This window comes from Psychrobacter sp. 72-O-c (assembly GCF_904846605.1).
Classification (GTDB): domain Bacteria; phylum Pseudomonadota; class Gammaproteobacteria; order Pseudomonadales; family Moraxellaceae; genus Psychrobacter.
The window spans coordinates 43,923-60,747 of the sequence record NZ_CAJHBI010000015.1 but is presented as its reverse complement, the minus strand read 5'-3'; the positions used below and the strand labels follow the sequence as shown (position 1 = coordinate 60,747).

The 16,825-nt window shown below is 43.0% G+C and carries 16 protein-coding genes; 6 read left to right on the top strand and 10 right to left on the bottom strand.

From position 1 onward, the window contains the following. Window positions 1–22: 22 nt before the first annotated feature. Complete coding sequence (locus JMX97_RS07310) at window positions 23–802, top strand: sulfite exporter TauE/SafE family protein (protein WP_201556484.1); 780 nt, start codon at window positions 23–25, stop codon at window positions 800–802. Between the two features lie 23 nt (window positions 803–825). On the opposite strand, the gene JMX97_RS07305 is transcribed toward JMX97_RS07310, so the two are convergent. The 3 genes from JMX97_RS07305 to JMX97_RS07295 all read right to left on the bottom strand — a co-directional run bounded on the left by JMX97_RS07305 (window position 826) and on the right by JMX97_RS07295 (window position 3,797). Then, a complete protein-coding gene (locus tag JMX97_RS07305; protein WP_201556483.1) occupies window positions 826–1,740 on the bottom strand; it encodes a histone deacetylase in 915 nt (304 codons plus the stop codon). Window positions 1,741–1,826: 86 nt separating this feature from the next. Continuing rightward, window positions 1,827–2,582 (bottom strand): YbjN domain-containing protein, encoded by a 756-nt coding sequence (locus tag JMX97_RS07300; protein ID WP_201556482.1) that lies wholly within the window; start codon window positions 2,580–2,582, stop codon window positions 1,827–1,829. Window positions 2,583–2,714: 132 nt separating this feature from the next. After that, window positions 2,715–3,797 carry a hypothetical protein gene (locus tag JMX97_RS07295; protein WP_227671500.1) on the bottom strand — a complete coding sequence of 361 codons (1,083 nt, stop codon included), beginning with the start codon at window positions 3,795–3,797 and terminating at the stop codon, window positions 2,715–2,717. Between the two features lie 152 nt (window positions 3,798–3,949). Here JMX97_RS07295 and ccmA point away from each other — a divergent pair, with 152 nt between their 5' ends. From ccmA to ccmE, 5 genes are all read left to right on the top strand, one after another. Continuing rightward, window positions 3,950–4,591 carry a heme ABC exporter ATP-binding protein CcmA gene (gene ccmA, locus JMX97_RS07290; RefSeq protein WP_201556481.1) on the top strand — a complete coding sequence of 214 codons (642 nt, stop codon included), beginning with the start codon at window positions 3,950–3,952 and terminating at the stop codon, window positions 4,589–4,591. A 109-nt stretch (window positions 4,592–4,700) separates the two neighbouring features. Then, window positions 4,701–5,375, top strand: coding sequence for a heme exporter protein CcmB (locus tag JMX97_RS07285; RefSeq protein ID WP_201556501.1), 675 nt, complete (start codon window positions 4,701–4,703; stop codon window positions 5,373–5,375). Window positions 5,376–5,631: 256 nt separating this feature from the next. Further along, the gene (ccmC, locus tag JMX97_RS07280; protein WP_201556480.1) at window positions 5,632–6,420 is read left to right on the top strand and encodes a heme ABC transporter permease CcmC; all 789 of its coding nucleotides are present in this window, start codon (window positions 5,632–5,634) and stop codon (window positions 6,418–6,420) included. Between the two features lie 35 nt (window positions 6,421–6,455). Then, window positions 6,456–6,668: a heme exporter protein CcmD gene (ccmD, locus tag JMX97_RS07275; RefSeq protein WP_201556479.1), complete on the top strand. Its 213-nt coding sequence runs from the start codon at window positions 6,456–6,458 to the stop codon at window positions 6,666–6,668. Window positions 6,669–6,894: 226 nt separating this feature from the next. Continuing rightward, window positions 6,895–7,395 carry a cytochrome c maturation protein CcmE gene (gene ccmE, locus JMX97_RS07270; RefSeq protein WP_201556478.1) on the top strand — a complete coding sequence of 167 codons (501 nt, stop codon included), beginning with the start codon at window positions 6,895–6,897 and terminating at the stop codon, window positions 7,393–7,395. A gap of 177 nt (window positions 7,396–7,572) precedes the next feature. On the opposite strand, the gene JMX97_RS07265 is transcribed toward ccmE, so the two are convergent. The 7 genes from JMX97_RS07265 to JMX97_RS07235 all read right to left on the bottom strand — a co-directional run bounded on the left by JMX97_RS07265 (window position 7,573) and on the right by JMX97_RS07235 (window position 16,398). Next, entirely contained in the window at window positions 7,573–8,421 is an 849-nt protein-coding gene (locus JMX97_RS07265; RefSeq protein WP_201556477.1) for an aldo/keto reductase, read from the bottom strand. Window positions 8,422–8,836: 415 nt separating this feature from the next. Further along, window positions 8,837–9,787, bottom strand: a complete 951-nt coding sequence (locus tag JMX97_RS07260; RefSeq protein WP_201556476.1) for a MetQ/NlpA family ABC transporter substrate-binding protein — start codon at window positions 9,785–9,787, stop codon at window positions 8,837–8,839. Window positions 9,788–10,019: 232 nt separating this feature from the next. Continuing rightward, entirely contained in the window at window positions 10,020–10,706 is a 687-nt protein-coding gene (locus JMX97_RS07255; RefSeq protein WP_201556475.1) for a methionine ABC transporter permease, read from the bottom strand. Between the two features lie 19 nt (window positions 10,707–10,725). Continuing rightward, on the bottom strand, window positions 10,726–11,496 hold the full coding sequence (locus tag JMX97_RS07250; RefSeq protein ID WP_201556474.1) for a methionine ABC transporter ATP-binding protein: 771 nt from the start codon (window positions 11,494–11,496) through the stop codon (window positions 10,726–10,728). Between the two features lie 370 nt (window positions 11,497–11,866). Further along, window positions 11,867–14,047 carry an ATP-binding protein gene (locus JMX97_RS07245; RefSeq protein ID WP_201556473.1) on the bottom strand — a complete coding sequence of 727 codons (2,181 nt, stop codon included), beginning with the start codon at window positions 14,045–14,047 and terminating at the stop codon, window positions 11,867–11,869. A gap of 130 nt (window positions 14,048–14,177) precedes the next feature. Next, entirely contained in the window at window positions 14,178–14,900 is a 723-nt protein-coding gene (locus JMX97_RS07240; protein WP_201556472.1) for a response regulator transcription factor, read from the bottom strand. Between the two features lie 229 nt (window positions 14,901–15,129). Next, window positions 15,130–16,398 carry an efflux RND transporter periplasmic adaptor subunit gene (locus JMX97_RS07235; RefSeq protein ID WP_227671501.1) on the bottom strand — a complete coding sequence of 423 codons (1,269 nt, stop codon included), beginning with the start codon at window positions 16,396–16,398 and terminating at the stop codon, window positions 15,130–15,132. Window positions 16,399–16,825: the final 427 nt, after the last annotated feature.

Below are 16,825 nucleotides of genomic sequence, written 5' to 3'. Positions count from 1 at the left end.
TAAGGGTTAAGCTGCAAATGTCATGACAGATAATGACACCACTCAGACAGTGATACTGCTAGTAATCTTTGCGCTGGCCTCACTATTGCACGGTATTAGTGGGCTAGGGGTAACTTTAGTTACTACTACCGCTTTAGCAAGTATATATCCACTACCGCACGCCATTGTATTGGTGATTTTCCCCTCATTATTACTCAATGCCATGACTTGGTTGAACGGTGGTGAGCGTAGTATTTGGCAGAACTTCAGTTATTATGGCCGACGCTATTGGTTATTGGCCTTGACCAGTCTGCTGGGTAGTATTTTGGGTGCCAAGCTATTGCTGTGGGTAGATAGCGCTTATATTCTATTAGTACTGGCAGTGGTGATTGGATTTTATGTCATAAGCGCGCTACTGGGTAAGCAACTTCGTCTACAAAATACCAAACCTGTACTGATTATGGTAGGGTTTAGCGCTGGTGTTATTGGCGGTGCGACCAATGCCATGTCAACGATTTTAATGATGTATCTATTGTCAGCCAGTGACGATAAAAATACCATCGCTAAGGTCGGTAATATGTGTTATTTCTTAGGAAAAGTGGCACAAATTATCGTGTTACGCGAGCCTATCATGGCGCTGAGTGGTAGTGAGTGGCAGTTGATTGCGTTATTAAGTGGGCTGTCTGTTGTTGCCTTATTTATTGGTATCCGCCTACGTCGCTATTTACCGCAAGCGCGCTTTCGTCAGCTGATTCTACTGATTTTGACGCTACTTGGTATACGTGTTGGTTGGCAAGGAATTACAGCGTTATTAGCGTTATAAACAATAATATCTGTAACTGCTAATCAATTAGATTTAGCAAAAAATATCTGCTGGGCAAGACGAAAAGTATTACAGTGTGCCTCAACCACATCTTCGATATTCTCCGAATAGCCGCCACCCATCACAATGGCCACTGGAATATTTGCCTCTTTTGCTTGCCGTAATACATACTCATCACGCGCCTTACAGCCTTCTTGCGTCAATGCTAGCTTGCCCAATTTATCAGTCGCTAATACGTCCACGGCGGACTGATAGAAAATAATGTCAGGTGCAACCTCAGTTATTAACCGCGGTAAGGTCTCTGCTAAAATTCGTAAATACTCTTCGTCACCCGTATCATTAGCCAGCTCAATATCAAGATCAGATACTTGCTTACGAAAAGGGTAGTTCTTTGCGCCGTGCATACTAAATATAAAGACCCGTGGCTCATCCTCCATAATACTGGCATTGCCATTACCTTGATGCACATCTAAATCAACCACTAAGACTTTTTGTGCCTGTCCGCGTGCTAATAATAGATTGCTGGCGATACAGACATCATTAAACACGCAAAAACCTTCGCCATGATCGGCAAAAGAATGATGCGTACCTCCGGCAACATTCATCGCCACCCCATATTGCTGTGCATACAAAGCACATTCGTATGTTGCATGAGCAATGTGACGACCGCGCTCAACCAAAGCTGGGGTCATCTCAAAGCCAATCGGTCGAGCTTCTCTTGTCGTTAAAGTTTGAGTCTTGAGCTTATGCCAATAGTCCACGGTATGAGTGGTTAAAATCTCATCTTCGGTTAGTTGTGATGGCGCAAAAAAATTGGCTTCGCTAATTATACCTTCAGCCAATAGCCTTTCAGGAATCATGGTGTACTTTTGCATGGGAAAGCGGTGTTTTTCGGGCACTGAGTAACGAAAAATCTCAGAGTAGGCAATTTTTAGCATAGTTTTAACGGCTTCTATTTTAACGGCTTCTAAGAGGGTGTGAGTAAATGTCTTGAGAACGGTTTGCTTATCTTTTGATATGGCATTTATTGAACGAGCTGGGTCGGTAAAAAAAATGTTCGGTCATCGAATCGCTGACGTAGCTCGCCGAGTAAGGTCGGCATATCTTGGGCAGGATCTTGGGTTTTTATTAGATCACTAAATATCTCATAGGCAACGGTGGTCATCGCAACGACACTTTGCAGTAAGTGTTCGATAATATCGTCATCTATTCCGAATGCCTCAACATCGATGGCGTTTTTATAGCGTATTTCGCCATCGTTGACATCCATCTCCAAATTACCAATAAGCATGTCATAGTTAATTTGGGTGATGAGCAGCATCGCAGCGCTTTGATGACTTTCTGGTATCAAAAACGGTAAAATACCATAGACCGCCAGTAAGCTATTGTCTTCTTGAATGCGAAACAGGTAGCCACAGTCCAGTTTTTTATTCCTCATACGTAAGGATAAATGATGTGATCGCTGGCTATCGTTCGTTATTGGGCGGTAATAGGTATAATGCCATTGCTTATCATGAAAATACTGTTTGAGATAATCGGTAATGGATGTGTCGCCATTATTGTTAGGGTTCGCTTTAACAATAGACGTTTTAGTATTGTCATCCTGAGAGCTGTTTTCATCAGTATCAACAGTAGTATCAGTATCAGCACTCTTAATATTAGAATTGTTCATATCATGATCAGCTTGCGGTGTTTTTATGGCATCAGTAGAATCTGGCGCTGATTTATTCAGCAGCTGCTTAATTTTTTGCCATAGACTACGTTTATTATTGTGACTCATAGATATTATGCTAACTGATAAAGGGATAAGGTTGAAAGAATAAGGATAAATACATAAACCTGTCACTATAATGAATTAAATATGCGTCCGATACAACAAAGACCAGTGAAAATTATAGCTGGTTTATCATAGTTAGACGCTATTAAATGCCAAACGGTCTTTAATATTATTCTGGTCATAAAAAGCTTCTAGCATCTCTCGAATATGAGCGGCTAACCACTGACTATTGATAGCATCACTAGCAATAGGAAGTAGGGCAATGCTTAATTTTTTCATCGCCTGTTCATCAATGGCTAAGCTTTCCGCCACAGTAGCAATCGTATCAGACTGATGATTGGCATACCAAGTCTCTACTGCAGCTGTGACTAAACTATGGACGTAAGGGGAAAGTCGTAACCGGTTGTAGCTGTTTTGCATACTGGCTTCGATATGGTCAATGCTGCTGTCATCAGGCTCATCATTTAAGTACATTTGTAGATGGCTAATTGGTTGATCTTTGATACCTGCCCAGCCAGTCACTAACAGACGCGAGACTTCTTCGTTAGACAAGTGCGCCTTAGCGTTGGTTTCTGCACGTTGGGTCAGATCTTTGATATTGCGATGTAAGTAAGTTTGCAGCTTTTCATCAAGGTTTTTATTAGTGGCTTTTTCAAAAGAGCTGCGCCCCAGTTTCATTAATTTACCCACGCCACCTGCTTTATCGAGCGTACTTTCCATAAAGTCGTTAATAGCGTGGTACAGTGTTTGGGTCAGCAGATTGGCGAAAGTATCGTTACCAATGAGCGCATGGATCAGCATGTTGCGCTGCTGCTCGTGACTGCCAATATAGGTTGCAAGGGTCTCAACTTGAGCGTCATCAAAGAGCTCAGAAAGGGGTACCGTGTCATTGGCCGGATGATAAATCAGCGTATGCAGAATAGCGCGAATGTCTGCGCGCATGACCTCCCTCATCGGTTGGCTAAGTAACCAGTCATTGATTAAGCGTTGTAAGTCCTCTACGCTGACGTATTGACTGAGCGGCTGCGCCCCTAACCATTGCCACGCCTCATTAGCAAGCGGTTCCGCCTTTTGCCGTAGCCATTGCTGGATGAATGCCACTTGCGCATCGACTAGGCCATCTGTTGTGAACGCGGCGTTCAAAGGAGAATTTGGCACATCAGCATTAGTAGTATCTGAATCAAGTGCTAGGTTTTGGCTGTCTTTCGAATTCTGCATATTTTTTGAAGTCTACTTCTGTTTTAAGATAATGACAATCGACAATTTGATATACTGTGATGTGGTAGTGAGCATAACGTATTATGCCATGAACGCAATATCTGTTTGTGGTGAATATTTATCGCCCGCTCAAATCATAATAAGAGGTTTTGATGACTGCGCCACCTTTATCTATACCTACACCTATGCTTAAACTTGACGATCTGACCGTTCAGCGCGGCGAAATACCTTTGTGTGAGAGGGTGACTCTGAGCTTATCTGCTGGTAGTATTTGCCATTTGATTGGTGCTAATGGTACGGGTAAGACCACGTTACTTATGCAGCTTGCTGGATTATTGCCAATAATAACGGGCGAGATTCATTACCAAGGGACAGCTGGCGTACCCGTACAGCCGTTATATGTATCACATCAATTGGGCATACATCCGAGTCTGACCGTGGCGCAAAACCTAACGTTTTTACTGAATTTGTATGGCATTACGCCAAGTAGTACCGATATTGATGAAGCGTTGGCATGGGTAGGGCTACAAGGTTTTGAGACTATTAGCTCAAGCCATCTATCTGCTGGACAAACGCGGCGAATTACGCTTGCTCGCCTGTATTTATTAACCCCTCAGGTGACGCCATTGTGGTTACTTGATGAACCATTCACGGCGTTGGATGTGGATATGATGGCGCGGATGGAGACTCGATTGCGTGAGTTTGTAGGCATGGGCGGGGCGATAGTGATGACCAGCCATCAGCCCGTAGGCGTCGCCAATCAAGTGCTCGATTTATCAGATTATATGGTATAGGGGGCAGACAATGACCGACAACCGAGTGCAAGCAGCAAGTGGTAACTCTACCAGTGCTAACAAGAGTGCTAATAACATTGCTAACGTGTATTCTGCAGAGAACCTTGCTATGCCCAGCATTACCTTTAGTCAATTATGGCGCCGCGAATGGCAGGTTAAGCAGCAGGGGGCGATACAATGGCTATATCCCTTGGTACTGTTTTTAGTCATTATCACCTTGTTTCCCTTAGCCGTTGGTAGTGAACCTCAATTGCTACAACGGCTTGGGGTGTCAGCGGTGTGGATTGCTGCTTTATTGTCGTTGGTAATGGGTGTGGATGGCTTGTTTAAGCCTGCGCTTGATAATGGGACCTTGGCGCAATTGGTGGTGGCAAGGGTCTCGCTGCCGCTGTGGGTGCTTATTCGTTTGATTATTCACTGGGTATTTAGCAGTGGTATTGTGGCGGTGCTTAGTTTGCTTGCGGTACCGTTATTCCAGTTGAGCTGGTTTGAGGCAGGCATATTAATGGCGTCAATCGTCACTGGTAGTCCGATGCTGCTGATGTTGTCAGCAGTCGCCAGTAGTTTGACGCTATCGCTTAAAAATGGTGCAGTACTCGTGCCTTTGATTGCACTACCGATGCAATTGCCCGTGTTGATTTTTGCGACCGGGGCCGTTGATTTGTTTGCTTCAGGTCTCAATGGTCTGCCTATTTTAGCGTTACTGCTAGCGGGTAGTATTGTCTCTGTATTGGTCATGCCTTGGGTCATTTCACTGACCTTAAGAATGGCATGGCTCAACTAATAGTTTGAATGAAAAATTTAAACAAACGGCATTTTGCTTTTAGGTTTCGTGTAACCGTACCGCGTAGCCCTTTTGAATTAACATCGTGGTGAGATGCTGCAATTTTGCTATAATAGTCAATTAATTGAATGAAAAGTCACTTGTAGATTCTGTCCAGTGTTTAACACTAACAGGTTAGCAGATAGTAGCGCTCGCAAATAATATAATCGTGCGCCTATCAGCCATAATCAATATGCTGAGCAATAGGTTTATTCCCATGCCCAACCTGAATAACGTCTCATCTCCCAGCCTGTGGCAGCGCATTTGGCAAGGCTTCTTAGCCACGGTGGGTACCAAGCAGTTCTTCCGTATCTTTGCGCCATGGGTCAAGTGGCTTGCGATATTAGCCGGTATTTTCCTGCTGATTGGTAGTGTCTGGGGTTTGGCCTTTGCGCCGCCTGATTATCTACAAGGCAACAGCTATCGCATCATCTTTATCCACGTGCCGGCTGCCAGTCTTGCCATTTCGATTTATTTTGCGCTTGCTATATTGGGTGTGATTTATCTGGTATGGAAAATAAAGACAGCCAACCTTGTGGCGCAAGCGCTTGCCCCTATTGGATTTTTGCTGTGTGTGATTAGCCTGTTGACTGGCTCTATCTGGGCAAAACCAACGTGGGGCACTTACTGGGTTTGGGATGCGCGACTGACCTCGATGCTGATTTTGGCGTTTTTGTATGCTGGAGTGATGGCGCTGTTTGCCGCCTTTGAACATACTGCCAATCGCGGAAAAGCTGCCGCTATTTTGTCCATTATCGGTGCAGTAAACCTGCCGATTATTAAATATTCTGTGCAGTGGTGGAATACCTTGCATCAAGGCGCGACCTTTAGCTTGACCGAAGCACCCAAAATGTCTGCTGATATGTGGATGCCATTATTAATGATGATTATTGGTAGTTACTTATTAGTGGCGACATTAGCGATTTATCGTACCAATACTTTGATCTTGTACCGAGATCAAGGCAAAGCTTGGGTGAAAGAATATATTCGTGGACAACATAAATAACGGCTAAGAAGATACCATTTAGAGAGGAGAAGACCATGCAGCCTTACTTTTATAGCGTATCTGAGTTTGTTGCCATGGGTGATCATGGTGTTTTCGTCTGGTCATGCTGGGCGATTACGTTTGGTATGATGCTGGTTTTTGTTATTTATAGCCGCCGGCAAAGACAAGCATTGATAAAGCAGCTCATCATTCAGCAGGTGCGGCAAGCTCAGCGCAATCCTAACGCTAATAAATCCTACACGTCGTAGATAGCTTTACTTTAAAATCACTATAGTATTGATCCTTTGCGGTAGCAGGATGTTTTTTAATGCCAGTACCCATCAGTTTTCTCATATCTAAATGGCTTATTGATTTGTGCGAACAGTGCTACCATATAGGTGTTATAAAATTATCCTGTCTGATTCATGACGACAAGGGTGTCCTTCGATATTTTCTCTATTTTGTACAGCAGTCACTCGATAATGAGGTAGTGGTATGAACGCAGTTCGTCGCAAAAAACTGATGTGGGTGTTGTTTACGCTGGCAGGCGCAGCGGTAGCGGTGGTGCTGGTCGTCTATGCTATTGGGCAAAAGACTGACTATTATTTTGACCCTACTGCCATTGCTCAAGGTGAAGCCCCGCAAGACAAACGCATACGTGCTGGTGGTATGGTGGTTGCTGGTAGTATACAGCGTGCGCCAGACGATCCGCTCAGCATTGAGTTTGCTATTACTGACTTTAAATCGTCGGTTCCCGTGACTTACCAAGGTATATTGCCGGACTTGTTCGCTGAAAACTCAGGCATCGTGGCTACGGGTAAAATGCAAGGTGAAACCTTTGTCGCTGGTGAAGTATTGGCCAAGCACGATGAAAACTACATGCCACCAGAAGTTGCAAAGTCGTTAAAAGAAAACAACCGTCTTGGTACAACTCCATCATCCGAGCAGTATAATCCTGCTGAACCTATTAATGAGACTCAAACGCTGCAACAATAATGGTTATTGTTAACAACGATTCCTGGTCTTTAACGTGATAAGCAAGAGCAGTAAAAAATCCACTGAATATATCAGTGGATTTTTTTGTGTTTAAGGTGACGATTTTTGAGATATTGTACTTTCTAAGCAACGTTGCAATTAATATTCTAAGCAACTTTTTTTATCAGCTTTCGAAAATCAATCATCCCATTCAGGGGTATAGTCTGGATGCTCAATCTTACGACCATCGCTACGGGCTAAGCTACCGATCTGTTCTAGTTCGTCCGCGCTCAACTGGATATCGATAGCGTCTAAATTCCCTTGCAAATGATCAGGGTTAGAGGTCTTTGGAATAGCAACGCGGTCTTTGTCCGACAGAATCCATGCAAGCGATACTTGGGCGGGGGTAATACCATGCTTTTCAGCAATGTTTTTAATAATTTCATTATCAAACACGTCACCACGCGCTAACGGCGAGTAGGCCTCTAACAAGATATGATGATTGTTTAAGAAGGTCTGTAAAGTATGTTGTTTGATGAACGGATGGAACTCAACTTGGTTAACCACAATAGGTACATCAGCGTATTTTTCTGCTTCAGTTAAATTCGCGATATTAAAGTTCGACACCCCGATATGACGCGTCAAACCTTGTTTCTGTAGCTCGCACAGCGCAGGAATGGTTTCAGACAAAGGAACACGATCATCAGGCCAGTGTAATAGCAACAGATCAACGTAATCGGTATCTAAATCTTCTAAAGAGCGCTTAGCTGCTGCCATTAACTTCTCTGGCTGGAACTTTAAGTCATCAGGAAATATTTTGGTCGTAAGAAAAAACTTATCACGAGCCACTCCTGATTCTTTGATTCCTTTACCTACTTCTTTTTCATTACCATAAGCTTGGGCAGTATCAATGTGCTCATAGCCCATCTTTAAACCTTGGCTCACGACATCAACACAGTCCTGACCTGTGGATTGCCATGTACCCAGTCCAAGTACAGGAATATTAGCTTTCCCAGCTGTTCGAATGTTATATTTTTTTGAACTCATAGCATTGTCCTTATTATTAGTTTGTAAGTTATTAATTGGTCTTTATTAATAATATGGCTTATGTTTCTACAGCCATCAGTATCAATTTACTTCACTCACTATAAGAGCATTTAACCCTAAGTGTAAGGGGAGGTGACGCTTTCTTACAAAGGGTACACAGGCTTTAACGTCATTTTTAGTAACGAGGATAAATGCTCGTCATAAAAGGGAGACAATAAAAAACGTCCATTATCAGAGGATAATGGACGTTTTGGATACTTATATAGTCAATGCTAAATAAAAGCAATACATAGATAAATGTATGTAGCTGGTAGAAAGTTTCTAACTTACTGCGCGCTTCGCCAGACAGAGGCTGCAAAAATTTCTACCAGCCACACTATATCTTTTTTAAAGTGTACCGATTATACCGTATAAGCTATTGGGCAGTTTCTTCTACGACCGGTGCAGTAGGGGTCGCATTGGTAGTCGCTGCACTACCATCAGCGGCCCAGATTTTTGGATATTTATAACCTGGGAAAGTATCATGCGCATACTTTTTAAAGGCTTCTGAGTTATAAGCGTTAGTAACGTCTTGGACCCATTTTTTGCCGACATCAGCAGATTTGATTGCCGACCAGTTGATATAGTTAAAGCTTGGCTCTTGGAATAGCGCTTCGGTCAGCTTGATGCCAGCGTCAGTCGCGTAGTTACCATTAATGACCGCAAAGTCCACTTCATCACGTGCACGTGGTAGTTGGGCCGCTTCTAGCTCAACGATTTCGATATCGTATTTGCTGTTGTCAGCGATATCTGTTTTTGAGGCCGTTAATGGATCGATATCGTCTTTTAAGGTGATCCAACCCAGATCATTCATCATTACCAAAGCACGGGCAAAGTTACTTGGGTCATTAGGCGCAGAGACACTCATGCCTTTATAAACATCATTAAGGTCGGTTTTTTTGCCTGAATAGATACCAAGTGGTGCGGTTGGGACTTGGAACACTTCTATCAAATCAAGGTCGTTTTCTGATTTGAAGGTATCTAGATAAGGCTTGTGCTGAAAGATGTTGATGTCTAAATCGCCATCGGCCAATGCGAGGTTCGGGCGTACGTAGTCAGTGAAAGGAATCAGTTCAACTTCATAGCCTTGAGCTTCAAGTGAGCTTTTGACTTGGTTACGTACCATATCTGCAAAGTCGCCTTCGGTGGTACCGATAACGATTTTGGTATGGTCAGGGTCAATATCGCTATTGGCAGCGTTTTCAGTGACTGGCTCTTGCGTGGCTTCTGGGGCTGATGAGTTGCTACAACCGACTAAGACCAAGCTTGATACACCAACGGCGGCAAAGGCGGTCGCTAATTGACGGCTGATATCTGTTAATTTCATGGGATTTCCTCAATAATAAAAATAATAAACGCGTTAGGTTCAACGTAGTCATCAAAAAAGCAACATGAGTCATGCTGCTATGTTATGTAATGCGATATCAATTGGTGCTAAATTAGCATCAAAATTAAACTTGCTCAGTTACAAAGTCAAGCATTGTACCTAGAAGGTATGGACACTAAATTCCGAATATAATTTATAACTAGGAATAAACCGATGAATACTCTGAGCAATCCTAACGTTTATCCAGCCGAGTTGCTAGCAAATTACCAAGGCCTTGAATGGAGATAACCATGATCGATAGCATAATCACAATAAATACCATTACCTCAGTCTGATAGCGATAGTAACCATAACGAATGGCCAAATCACCAAGCCCGCCACCACCAATCATACCTGCCGCTGCTGAGTAGGACAGTAAGCTGATACTAAGAATAGTTACGGACAGCACCAACCCTGAACGTGCTTCGTTAAGCAGTACTTTAATAATAGTAAAGGGACTGGCGCCCATAGATTCGGTAGCTTCAATGATACCGCGCGGCACTTCTCGTAGATTTTGTTCCACCAAGCGTGCAAAATAGAATGAGCCTGCAATGGCCAGCACTAAAGAGGCGGCGATCGGGCCGATACCTGTGCCGACAATGGCTTTGGTAAAGGGACTCATGGCAATCATCAAAATGACAAACGGGAAAGCACGCATAAAGTTGGTGATACCACCCAACACGCCATACAAAGTTTTATTTTGCAAAAACTGCCGATCGCTAGATAAGAATAAGAATATGCCAAACAGTCCGCCGATAAGTATCGCTACCGTGGTGGAAATGCCCAGCATAATAAAGGTATCGACGAACGATTTCAAAATCTCTTTGCGCAGTTCAAACAGCTTGTCTATTGAGGCGGATAATTCAGCACCAGTCAACATATTTATCTCTCCTGCCTCATTAGTCTTCGTGCACTAAGCCTTGGCCAATAGGGGTGGTAGCCTGAATCAAGCCATCGCGAATATCGGCGACCTCGAGCAGTTGCCCTTGATGTAGCAATGCGGCGCGGTGACACAGCCTACGAATAACACTCATCTCATGGGTCACAATAACAATAGTCACCCCGAGCTGTTCATTAATATCACGCAGACAAGTCAACAAACTGCGGGTAGTGGCAGGATCAAGAGCACTGGTCGGCTCATCAGCGAGCAAAACTTTGGGGCTCGGTGCAATAGCGCGGGCAATACCTACTCGCTGCATTTGTCCGCCTGAAAGTTGCGCGGGATAATGACTGGCGCGATCGGTCAGATCAACAATGTTCAGACAGTCCATTACCCGCTTATGAATATCACGGCTGGGATAGCCTGAAACCGTCAAATTAAAAGCGACGTTATCAAATACCGTGCGATTCGACATGAGATTAAATTGTTGAAAAATCATACCCATATTATGGCGTGCGATACGCAAATCACTGGCAGACAACTGGGTCAAATCAGTGCCATCGATAATAACTTGTCCGCTATCAGGACGCTCAAGCAGATTAATCAACCGCAGCAAGGTAGACTTTCCTGCTCCCGAATAGCCCATTAGACCGAAGATTTCACCTTGCTGTATAGATAGCGACGTCGGCTCAACGGCAGTAAACCAATGCGGTTTGCCGTCTTTGTTCTTTATCGATCGGTCGCTTAAAAAGCTCTTCGTCACATCATTTAGGACGATCATGTCACTCATGGAATGCTCAAAATAATAATAGATATAGTAACGGTTATAAAAGTCAGCATGCTACTGCGTGATGACGGCATCGCAGTCAATAAGCACTGTCAATAACAATGTAATTAAGGGGCAGTAATATAGCATATTATTGAGCGCTTTGGATATGCACATCCGTATTTGGCTTATGACAATATAGCCATTAGCTGCAATAAGTATCATAGTGCGGATATGAATAAGATGACGCCATAAAGCGGCAAACAGTAGAGAGTCATTATTGCTGTAATAAAAACCAATATTGAGGTAGGAGAGCCATTATAGGGCGTGTCTAAATGGCTTTAACTGAGCACGATAAAAAGATTTAAAAGTTGAAATATAGTCCAATGATATGCTACTCATTAAGGTCTTTATAGCTATGATGAGGGTCGTGTTTGACTGGAATCACTACCAAAAATCGAGTATGACCATTGATGGTATCAGTAATAATATGACCTTGATGAGCAGTGACAATTTGTGCTACCAACGATAAGCCTAACCCCGAGCCTTTATTTTTTTGCTGCAAACGTACAAATGGACTAAAGATTTCTTCGCGTTTGTTTTCAGGTATACCGTCGCCTTCATCAATGACAGCGAGCACAGCATATTTTGGTAGGGGACGCGTCGGCTCGGCTTTAGATTTTTTTAAATGCTTGGTAAATAGGTTTTCTTTACGCGGGGAAGTAGGCGTCTCGTTTTTATCCTTACTGTCTTTTTTATTATTGGTTTTACTAATGGGCTCATTACTATCAAGGCTGTCATCTGTGTGTTTGTTAGTAGCGTTGATGGTATTAGGATCTTGAGGCTCAAGATGAACCTTGTCGTTCTTAGCAATGTTACTATTCTGACCAGCATCGGCTGGCGCATCCGGTACTATATTCCAAATAACTTTTTTAATCTTGTCCATTAGATCTATGGTCAGTTTATTGGCATCGTTGCTCAGTGAAATATCTCTTTCACTATTGGGCGACGTAGCAGCTGATTGTCTGGTACTGACTAATTCAGTCGCTGCTGGTTGTCGCTTATCTGTCTCAGCAGACTTTTCATCAGCCTTTCTGGAATATGCATTCTCTTGCTTATCCTCATTTGTGCTATCAACAGGGGCCAGCGTCTCACCATTTCGATAAATAATGGGCGCAGGTGGGGCGGCTATTTCATCTGAATTTTCTGAACTAGCAGTGCTCGAACGATCCGATTTGCGGTCAGATTGTACATTGATACGCTGGCCATTTTTATTTATTTCATCCTGATTGCTATCATTAAGAGGGTACTCGCTATCGTCAAACTGTTCAGCATAATAATTATAATCTGAGTCACTGTGATCGGCAAAGCTGCTGCATAGTACGGATTGCAACAGATAGTCAGGCACAATATCTGCCTCATCGATAGTTTGTACGCCATAGAGTAATACAGTCACAGGCGGTCTGCCATGTAACATCGCGTTATTTAATAAATTACGAATTAAATGGGTCAACATGGATGGCTGACCATCAATGACCATATGCTCACCAATTAAGGTCGCCTCAGAATAATGTTGACGCTCTTGATTGACCAAATCGTATAAATCTAATCGTTCAACTTGCTGCATAACATGACCGGCATCTAAACGACTGACCAGCAAGATACTTTCAACCAGATCATTGAGTCCTGACAAGTCGCGATTGATGGCTTGGGCACGTTTATCAAACTTGGCTTTAGTATCTATAGGCATGGCTCCGGCCAGCATGTCCATCATCTCGATTTGCAAGCGAATGCGAGTGATGGGAGTGCGCAGCTCGTGAGAGGCATGTGCCAACAGCAAGTTATTAGCGTTAATAAGCTGTTCAATCTTTTTAGCCGCTTGGTTAAATCCTCGTGATAGCGAAGCAATTTCATCATTACCGCGCGCATTCACACGTACTGTAAAGTCGCCATCCCCAAGCTGAGTCATTTGCTGGCTCAGCTGATTGATCCGCCATGTCATGGTACGAGCGATCCACCATAGCGCGCCTGCCATAATCATAAGTAACAGTAAAGTACCAGTAAATAAATTCAGCGCAGCAGAGAGTACTGGCTTTTTGGGTGGCAAGCGTGATTCATAAAGCAGTGTGTAGCCGGTACTACTATACACTTGTGCTTGCTGGGTAGGCGGGGTGTCTGAAAATGAGGGGAAAACGTGTGATAATAAAGACGGGGTTGCTGGCAACTCCAATGGTAGATCGCTGCTGTCCGTCTGCATCAATAAGCGACCATGACTGTCATACAAGCCCATTTTTGCTTGCAATGACTCATCAAAGATATCAAAGCTTTTTTTGACGACTGCCAGCATAAAACGTGATTGTAAGCGATTGTCTTCGCTGACAGATATATTGAGCTCATATAAAAAAGGGTCTATCTGCCCCAAAATCTGAGTCGCGACTACCTCTGAGCGTATGCCAGCATCCTTATCGTGGACCAATTGCGTCAATAGCACCATCGCAACCGCAAATAAGATAAGTGCCAGCATCACACTGGCAAATAACTTAGCAAATACGGAGCGAAAACCCAGCTGCTGCATTAAACAGTCTCTATTATCATAAGCTCATATCTATTCATGCTGATACTAGTAAATATTGGTTATAGTTATTAGTTGCAAAAGTGGCAATCATATTTACTATAACCCTTGTTGATTAGTAGTTTGTTCACGATCAAACCTGATCAGTGGCGAATTGATAACCCACACCGCGTACCGTAATGATACGTTTTGGTTGCCGCGGATTGTCCTCAATTAAGGCACGCAAACGTGAAATATGGACATCAATAGCACGGTCTATATTGTCTGAACTGTCATCGTTTGGCATCGCTTGCCACAGCTGCTCACGGTTGAGCACTTTACCGGAATGAGTGGCAAAGTAATGCAGCAGTTGGAACTGATGGGTTGTTAAGCGTACTGACTGCTCATCAATAGTCACTTCATGACTGTCGGGAAAGACACTTAAACGCCCAAAAGTCAAACTATCCGATTGACTATCCGCTTGATTGGGTTGCTCGTGACGACGAATAACTGATCGAATACGTGCCAATAGTTCTCGTGGCTCAAAAGGCTTTGAGATATAATCATCAGCGCCCATTTCCAACCCCAATACGCGATCGGTAGTATCGCCTTTAGCCGTCAGCATAATAATCGGAACTTTATTGGTCATATTGTTTTTATTGCCACGAATTTTTTGGCAAACCTGCATTCCATCCATATCGGGGAGCATTAAATCAAGCACTACTAAGTCAATATCGCGTTCTTTGGTATCTAACGTATCAAGACCTTCCTGACCGAGTCCTGCATGATGGACATCGTAATAATTCATAGTCAGATAATCGCTAATTAATTCTGCCAAATCTGGATCATCTTCAATTAATAAGATCTGCTTACTCATGGGTTATCCTCTAGTTGTTTTTATAAAAGCCAGCTAATAGTGTCATCGTCATTTTAAATTATTCATTTTCAATCATTAAATCACAACGATTAAAACTACGGTTAATAAATCAGTCGACGATTAGACGATACGACTATATTGCCTAAGTAAGACGTTATTAAACAAGACATGCTTTGTTAATGTTTATATACCATGTAACTTATATTAAGGTAATGTACATCTTAACCGACTATGAAATAACCACTTTTTTGCCAGCTGACTCTACCGGCAAGTCAGCCAAACAAATTAAGCTATCATTGCTGATACCTGCGATCAGATATTGTCCCGTACTTGGATCATACTTGATAACCTCAACAGGCTGACGGGTCAGAAGTTGATCTTGTTTAATAGTCCATACATTAGCGGTCAATGGCGTAAGAGACTGGTATGGCGGTGTTTCTAGAGCTTTCAAGTCAACATCGTGAAGCGCGCGCTTAGGGACGACTGTACCCACCTCTATTTGACCATAATCGACTCGGCCGGTAACGAACATACCTGGCTTGAGGGTACTGCGGCTGGCGTCGTTTTTGACCACATGAACATAGACCAGTAGCTGATTAGGTTGGTCACTGGCAACTAAGTTACTGACTTGACCCGTAAATTTTTCTGACAGACCTTGAGTAGTGAAGTTCACCGTTTGTCCCACTGATAATTGAGGCTTGGCTTGAATGGGCAAGGTGGCGATAAAGCGTAGATCAGTCTCATCACTGAGGTGTAACAGTGGCTTACGAGCGGCAATTTGTTCTTTAGGTTGAACATATAAAGCATCCACGCGCCCTGAAAAACTGGCACGTATGGTAATCAGCTGAGAGGATTTTTCGGAGTTTACAGGACCTTGACTGCTATTTACACCGCTATTGCTGGCATCATCATTTGGGGATAGTTGACTTTTGGTTTCAAGGTCATTGGCTTCCTTACTGTCTTGCTGATTGCTGGGCAACAACGGCTCTAATGAGGTGTCCTTATTTGTAGCACTACTTATAGCGTTTTGGTTTCTGGCTTCATTATTAGCAGTCGCAGCACTGCCTAAATTAATGGGGTTTAAGTTTGTAGAACCTGAATTTTCGGCGTCTGTCTCATTGGATAGATTTGTTTGTTTGCTGGTATCAACTTGACGCCGGACAATCAATAATGGCGTGCCTTTTTCTACCCATTGACCTGTGGTAACCAGTACTTTTTCTACCCTAAGCGCATAGGCTGAAATGAGCTGTGTCTGCTTAGTGGGTTCAATGTTGCCTTGTAGTCCGAGGCTTGGCTGGTAACGTGATGATTTTATATTCAGAATATGTTTAGGCGTCATAGTGACACTATCTGCACCGATAATGAGTGGTGTATCTACGATCTCACTTTTATCGCTAGCACGAAGTTCATCATTAGGTGCCGGCGGTTGGCACGCGACAAGAAGTAAAGCGATCAATAAGCAAGCGCTATTCTTGAAGCATACAGATTCGAAGCACATAAAGAACGTCATACCAACCACCATCATAAACGTCGTTTTATTATATAGTGAAATCAAACGAGGGGGAACTAGTGCGCCCTAGTTAACTATCAAAGAGCTACTAGCTGCTACAAAGAGCAATACTATAAGCACTGGTTCAGTAGGATAGTAAATGTAATTAATGTAGCTAAAGTAACCGCCAGTCAATTAAATAACTGGGAAAGTGCAACCAATTATGCTAAAACAGGCACAGTAGAATCAATTGATACACTTTTATCACAAACTAAGATTATCGGGTAAGTTATGTAGCAATTTTATACATAATAAAGATTAAAGCAATGCTTAGAAATTTGCTGCTTAGCTTTCATTCCATACTGTTGTTGAGTACCCTTGTTATATTAATAGCTGAATTTACTCAGATAATTAATGATAAAGTACGTATATTAGC

Bases quoted from the DNA above. Each gene is read 5' to 3' on its own strand.
- JMX97_RS07310 (WP_201556484.1), top strand. From the start codon at position 23: ATGACAGATAATGACACCACTCAGACAGTGATACTGCTAGTAATCTTT.
- JMX97_RS07305 (WP_201556483.1), bottom strand. From the start codon at position 1,740: ATGCTAAAAATTGCCTACTCTGAGATTTTTCGTTACTCAGTGCCCGAA.
- JMX97_RS07300 (WP_201556482.1), bottom strand. From the start codon at position 2,582: ATGAGTCACAATAATAAACGTAGTCTATGGCAAAAAATTAAGCAGCTG.
- JMX97_RS07295 (WP_227671500.1), bottom strand. From the start codon at position 3,797: ATGCAGAATTCGAAAGACAGCCAAAACCTAGCACTTGATTCAGATACT.
- ccmA (WP_201556481.1), top strand. From the start codon at position 3,950: ATGACTGCGCCACCTTTATCTATACCTACACCTATGCTTAAACTTGAC.
- JMX97_RS07285 (WP_201556501.1), top strand. From the start codon at position 4,701: ATGCCCAGCATTACCTTTAGTCAATTATGGCGCCGCGAATGGCAGGTT.
- ccmC (WP_201556480.1), top strand. From the start codon at position 5,632: ATGCCCAACCTGAATAACGTCTCATCTCCCAGCCTGTGGCAGCGCATT.
- ccmD (WP_201556479.1), top strand. From the start codon at position 6,456: ATGCAGCCTTACTTTTATAGCGTATCTGAGTTTGTTGCCATGGGTGAT.
- ccmE (WP_201556478.1), top strand. From the start codon at position 6,895: ATGAACGCAGTTCGTCGCAAAAAACTGATGTGGGTGTTGTTTACGCTG.
- JMX97_RS07265 (WP_201556477.1), bottom strand. From the start codon at position 8,421: ATGAGTTCAAAAAAATATAACATTCGAACAGCTGGGAAAGCTAATATT.
- JMX97_RS07260 (WP_201556476.1), bottom strand. From the start codon at position 9,787: ATGAAATTAACAGATATCAGCCGTCAATTAGCGACCGCCTTTGCCGCC.
- JMX97_RS07255 (WP_201556475.1), bottom strand. From the start codon at position 10,706: ATGTTGACTGGTGCTGAATTATCCGCCTCAATAGACAAGCTGTTTGAA.
- JMX97_RS07250 (WP_201556474.1), bottom strand. From the start codon at position 11,496: ATGAGTGACATGATCGTCCTAAATGATGTGACGAAGAGCTTTTTAAGC.
- JMX97_RS07245 (WP_201556473.1), bottom strand. From the start codon at position 14,047: ATGCAGCAGCTGGGTTTTCGCTCCGTATTTGCTAAGTTATTTGCCAGT.
- JMX97_RS07240 (WP_201556472.1), bottom strand. From the start codon at position 14,900: ATGAGTAAGCAGATCTTATTAATTGAAGATGATCCAGATTTGGCAGAA.
- JMX97_RS07235 (WP_227671501.1), bottom strand. From the start codon at position 16,398: ATGTGCTTCGAATCTGTATGCTTCAAGAATAGCGCTTGCTTATTGATC.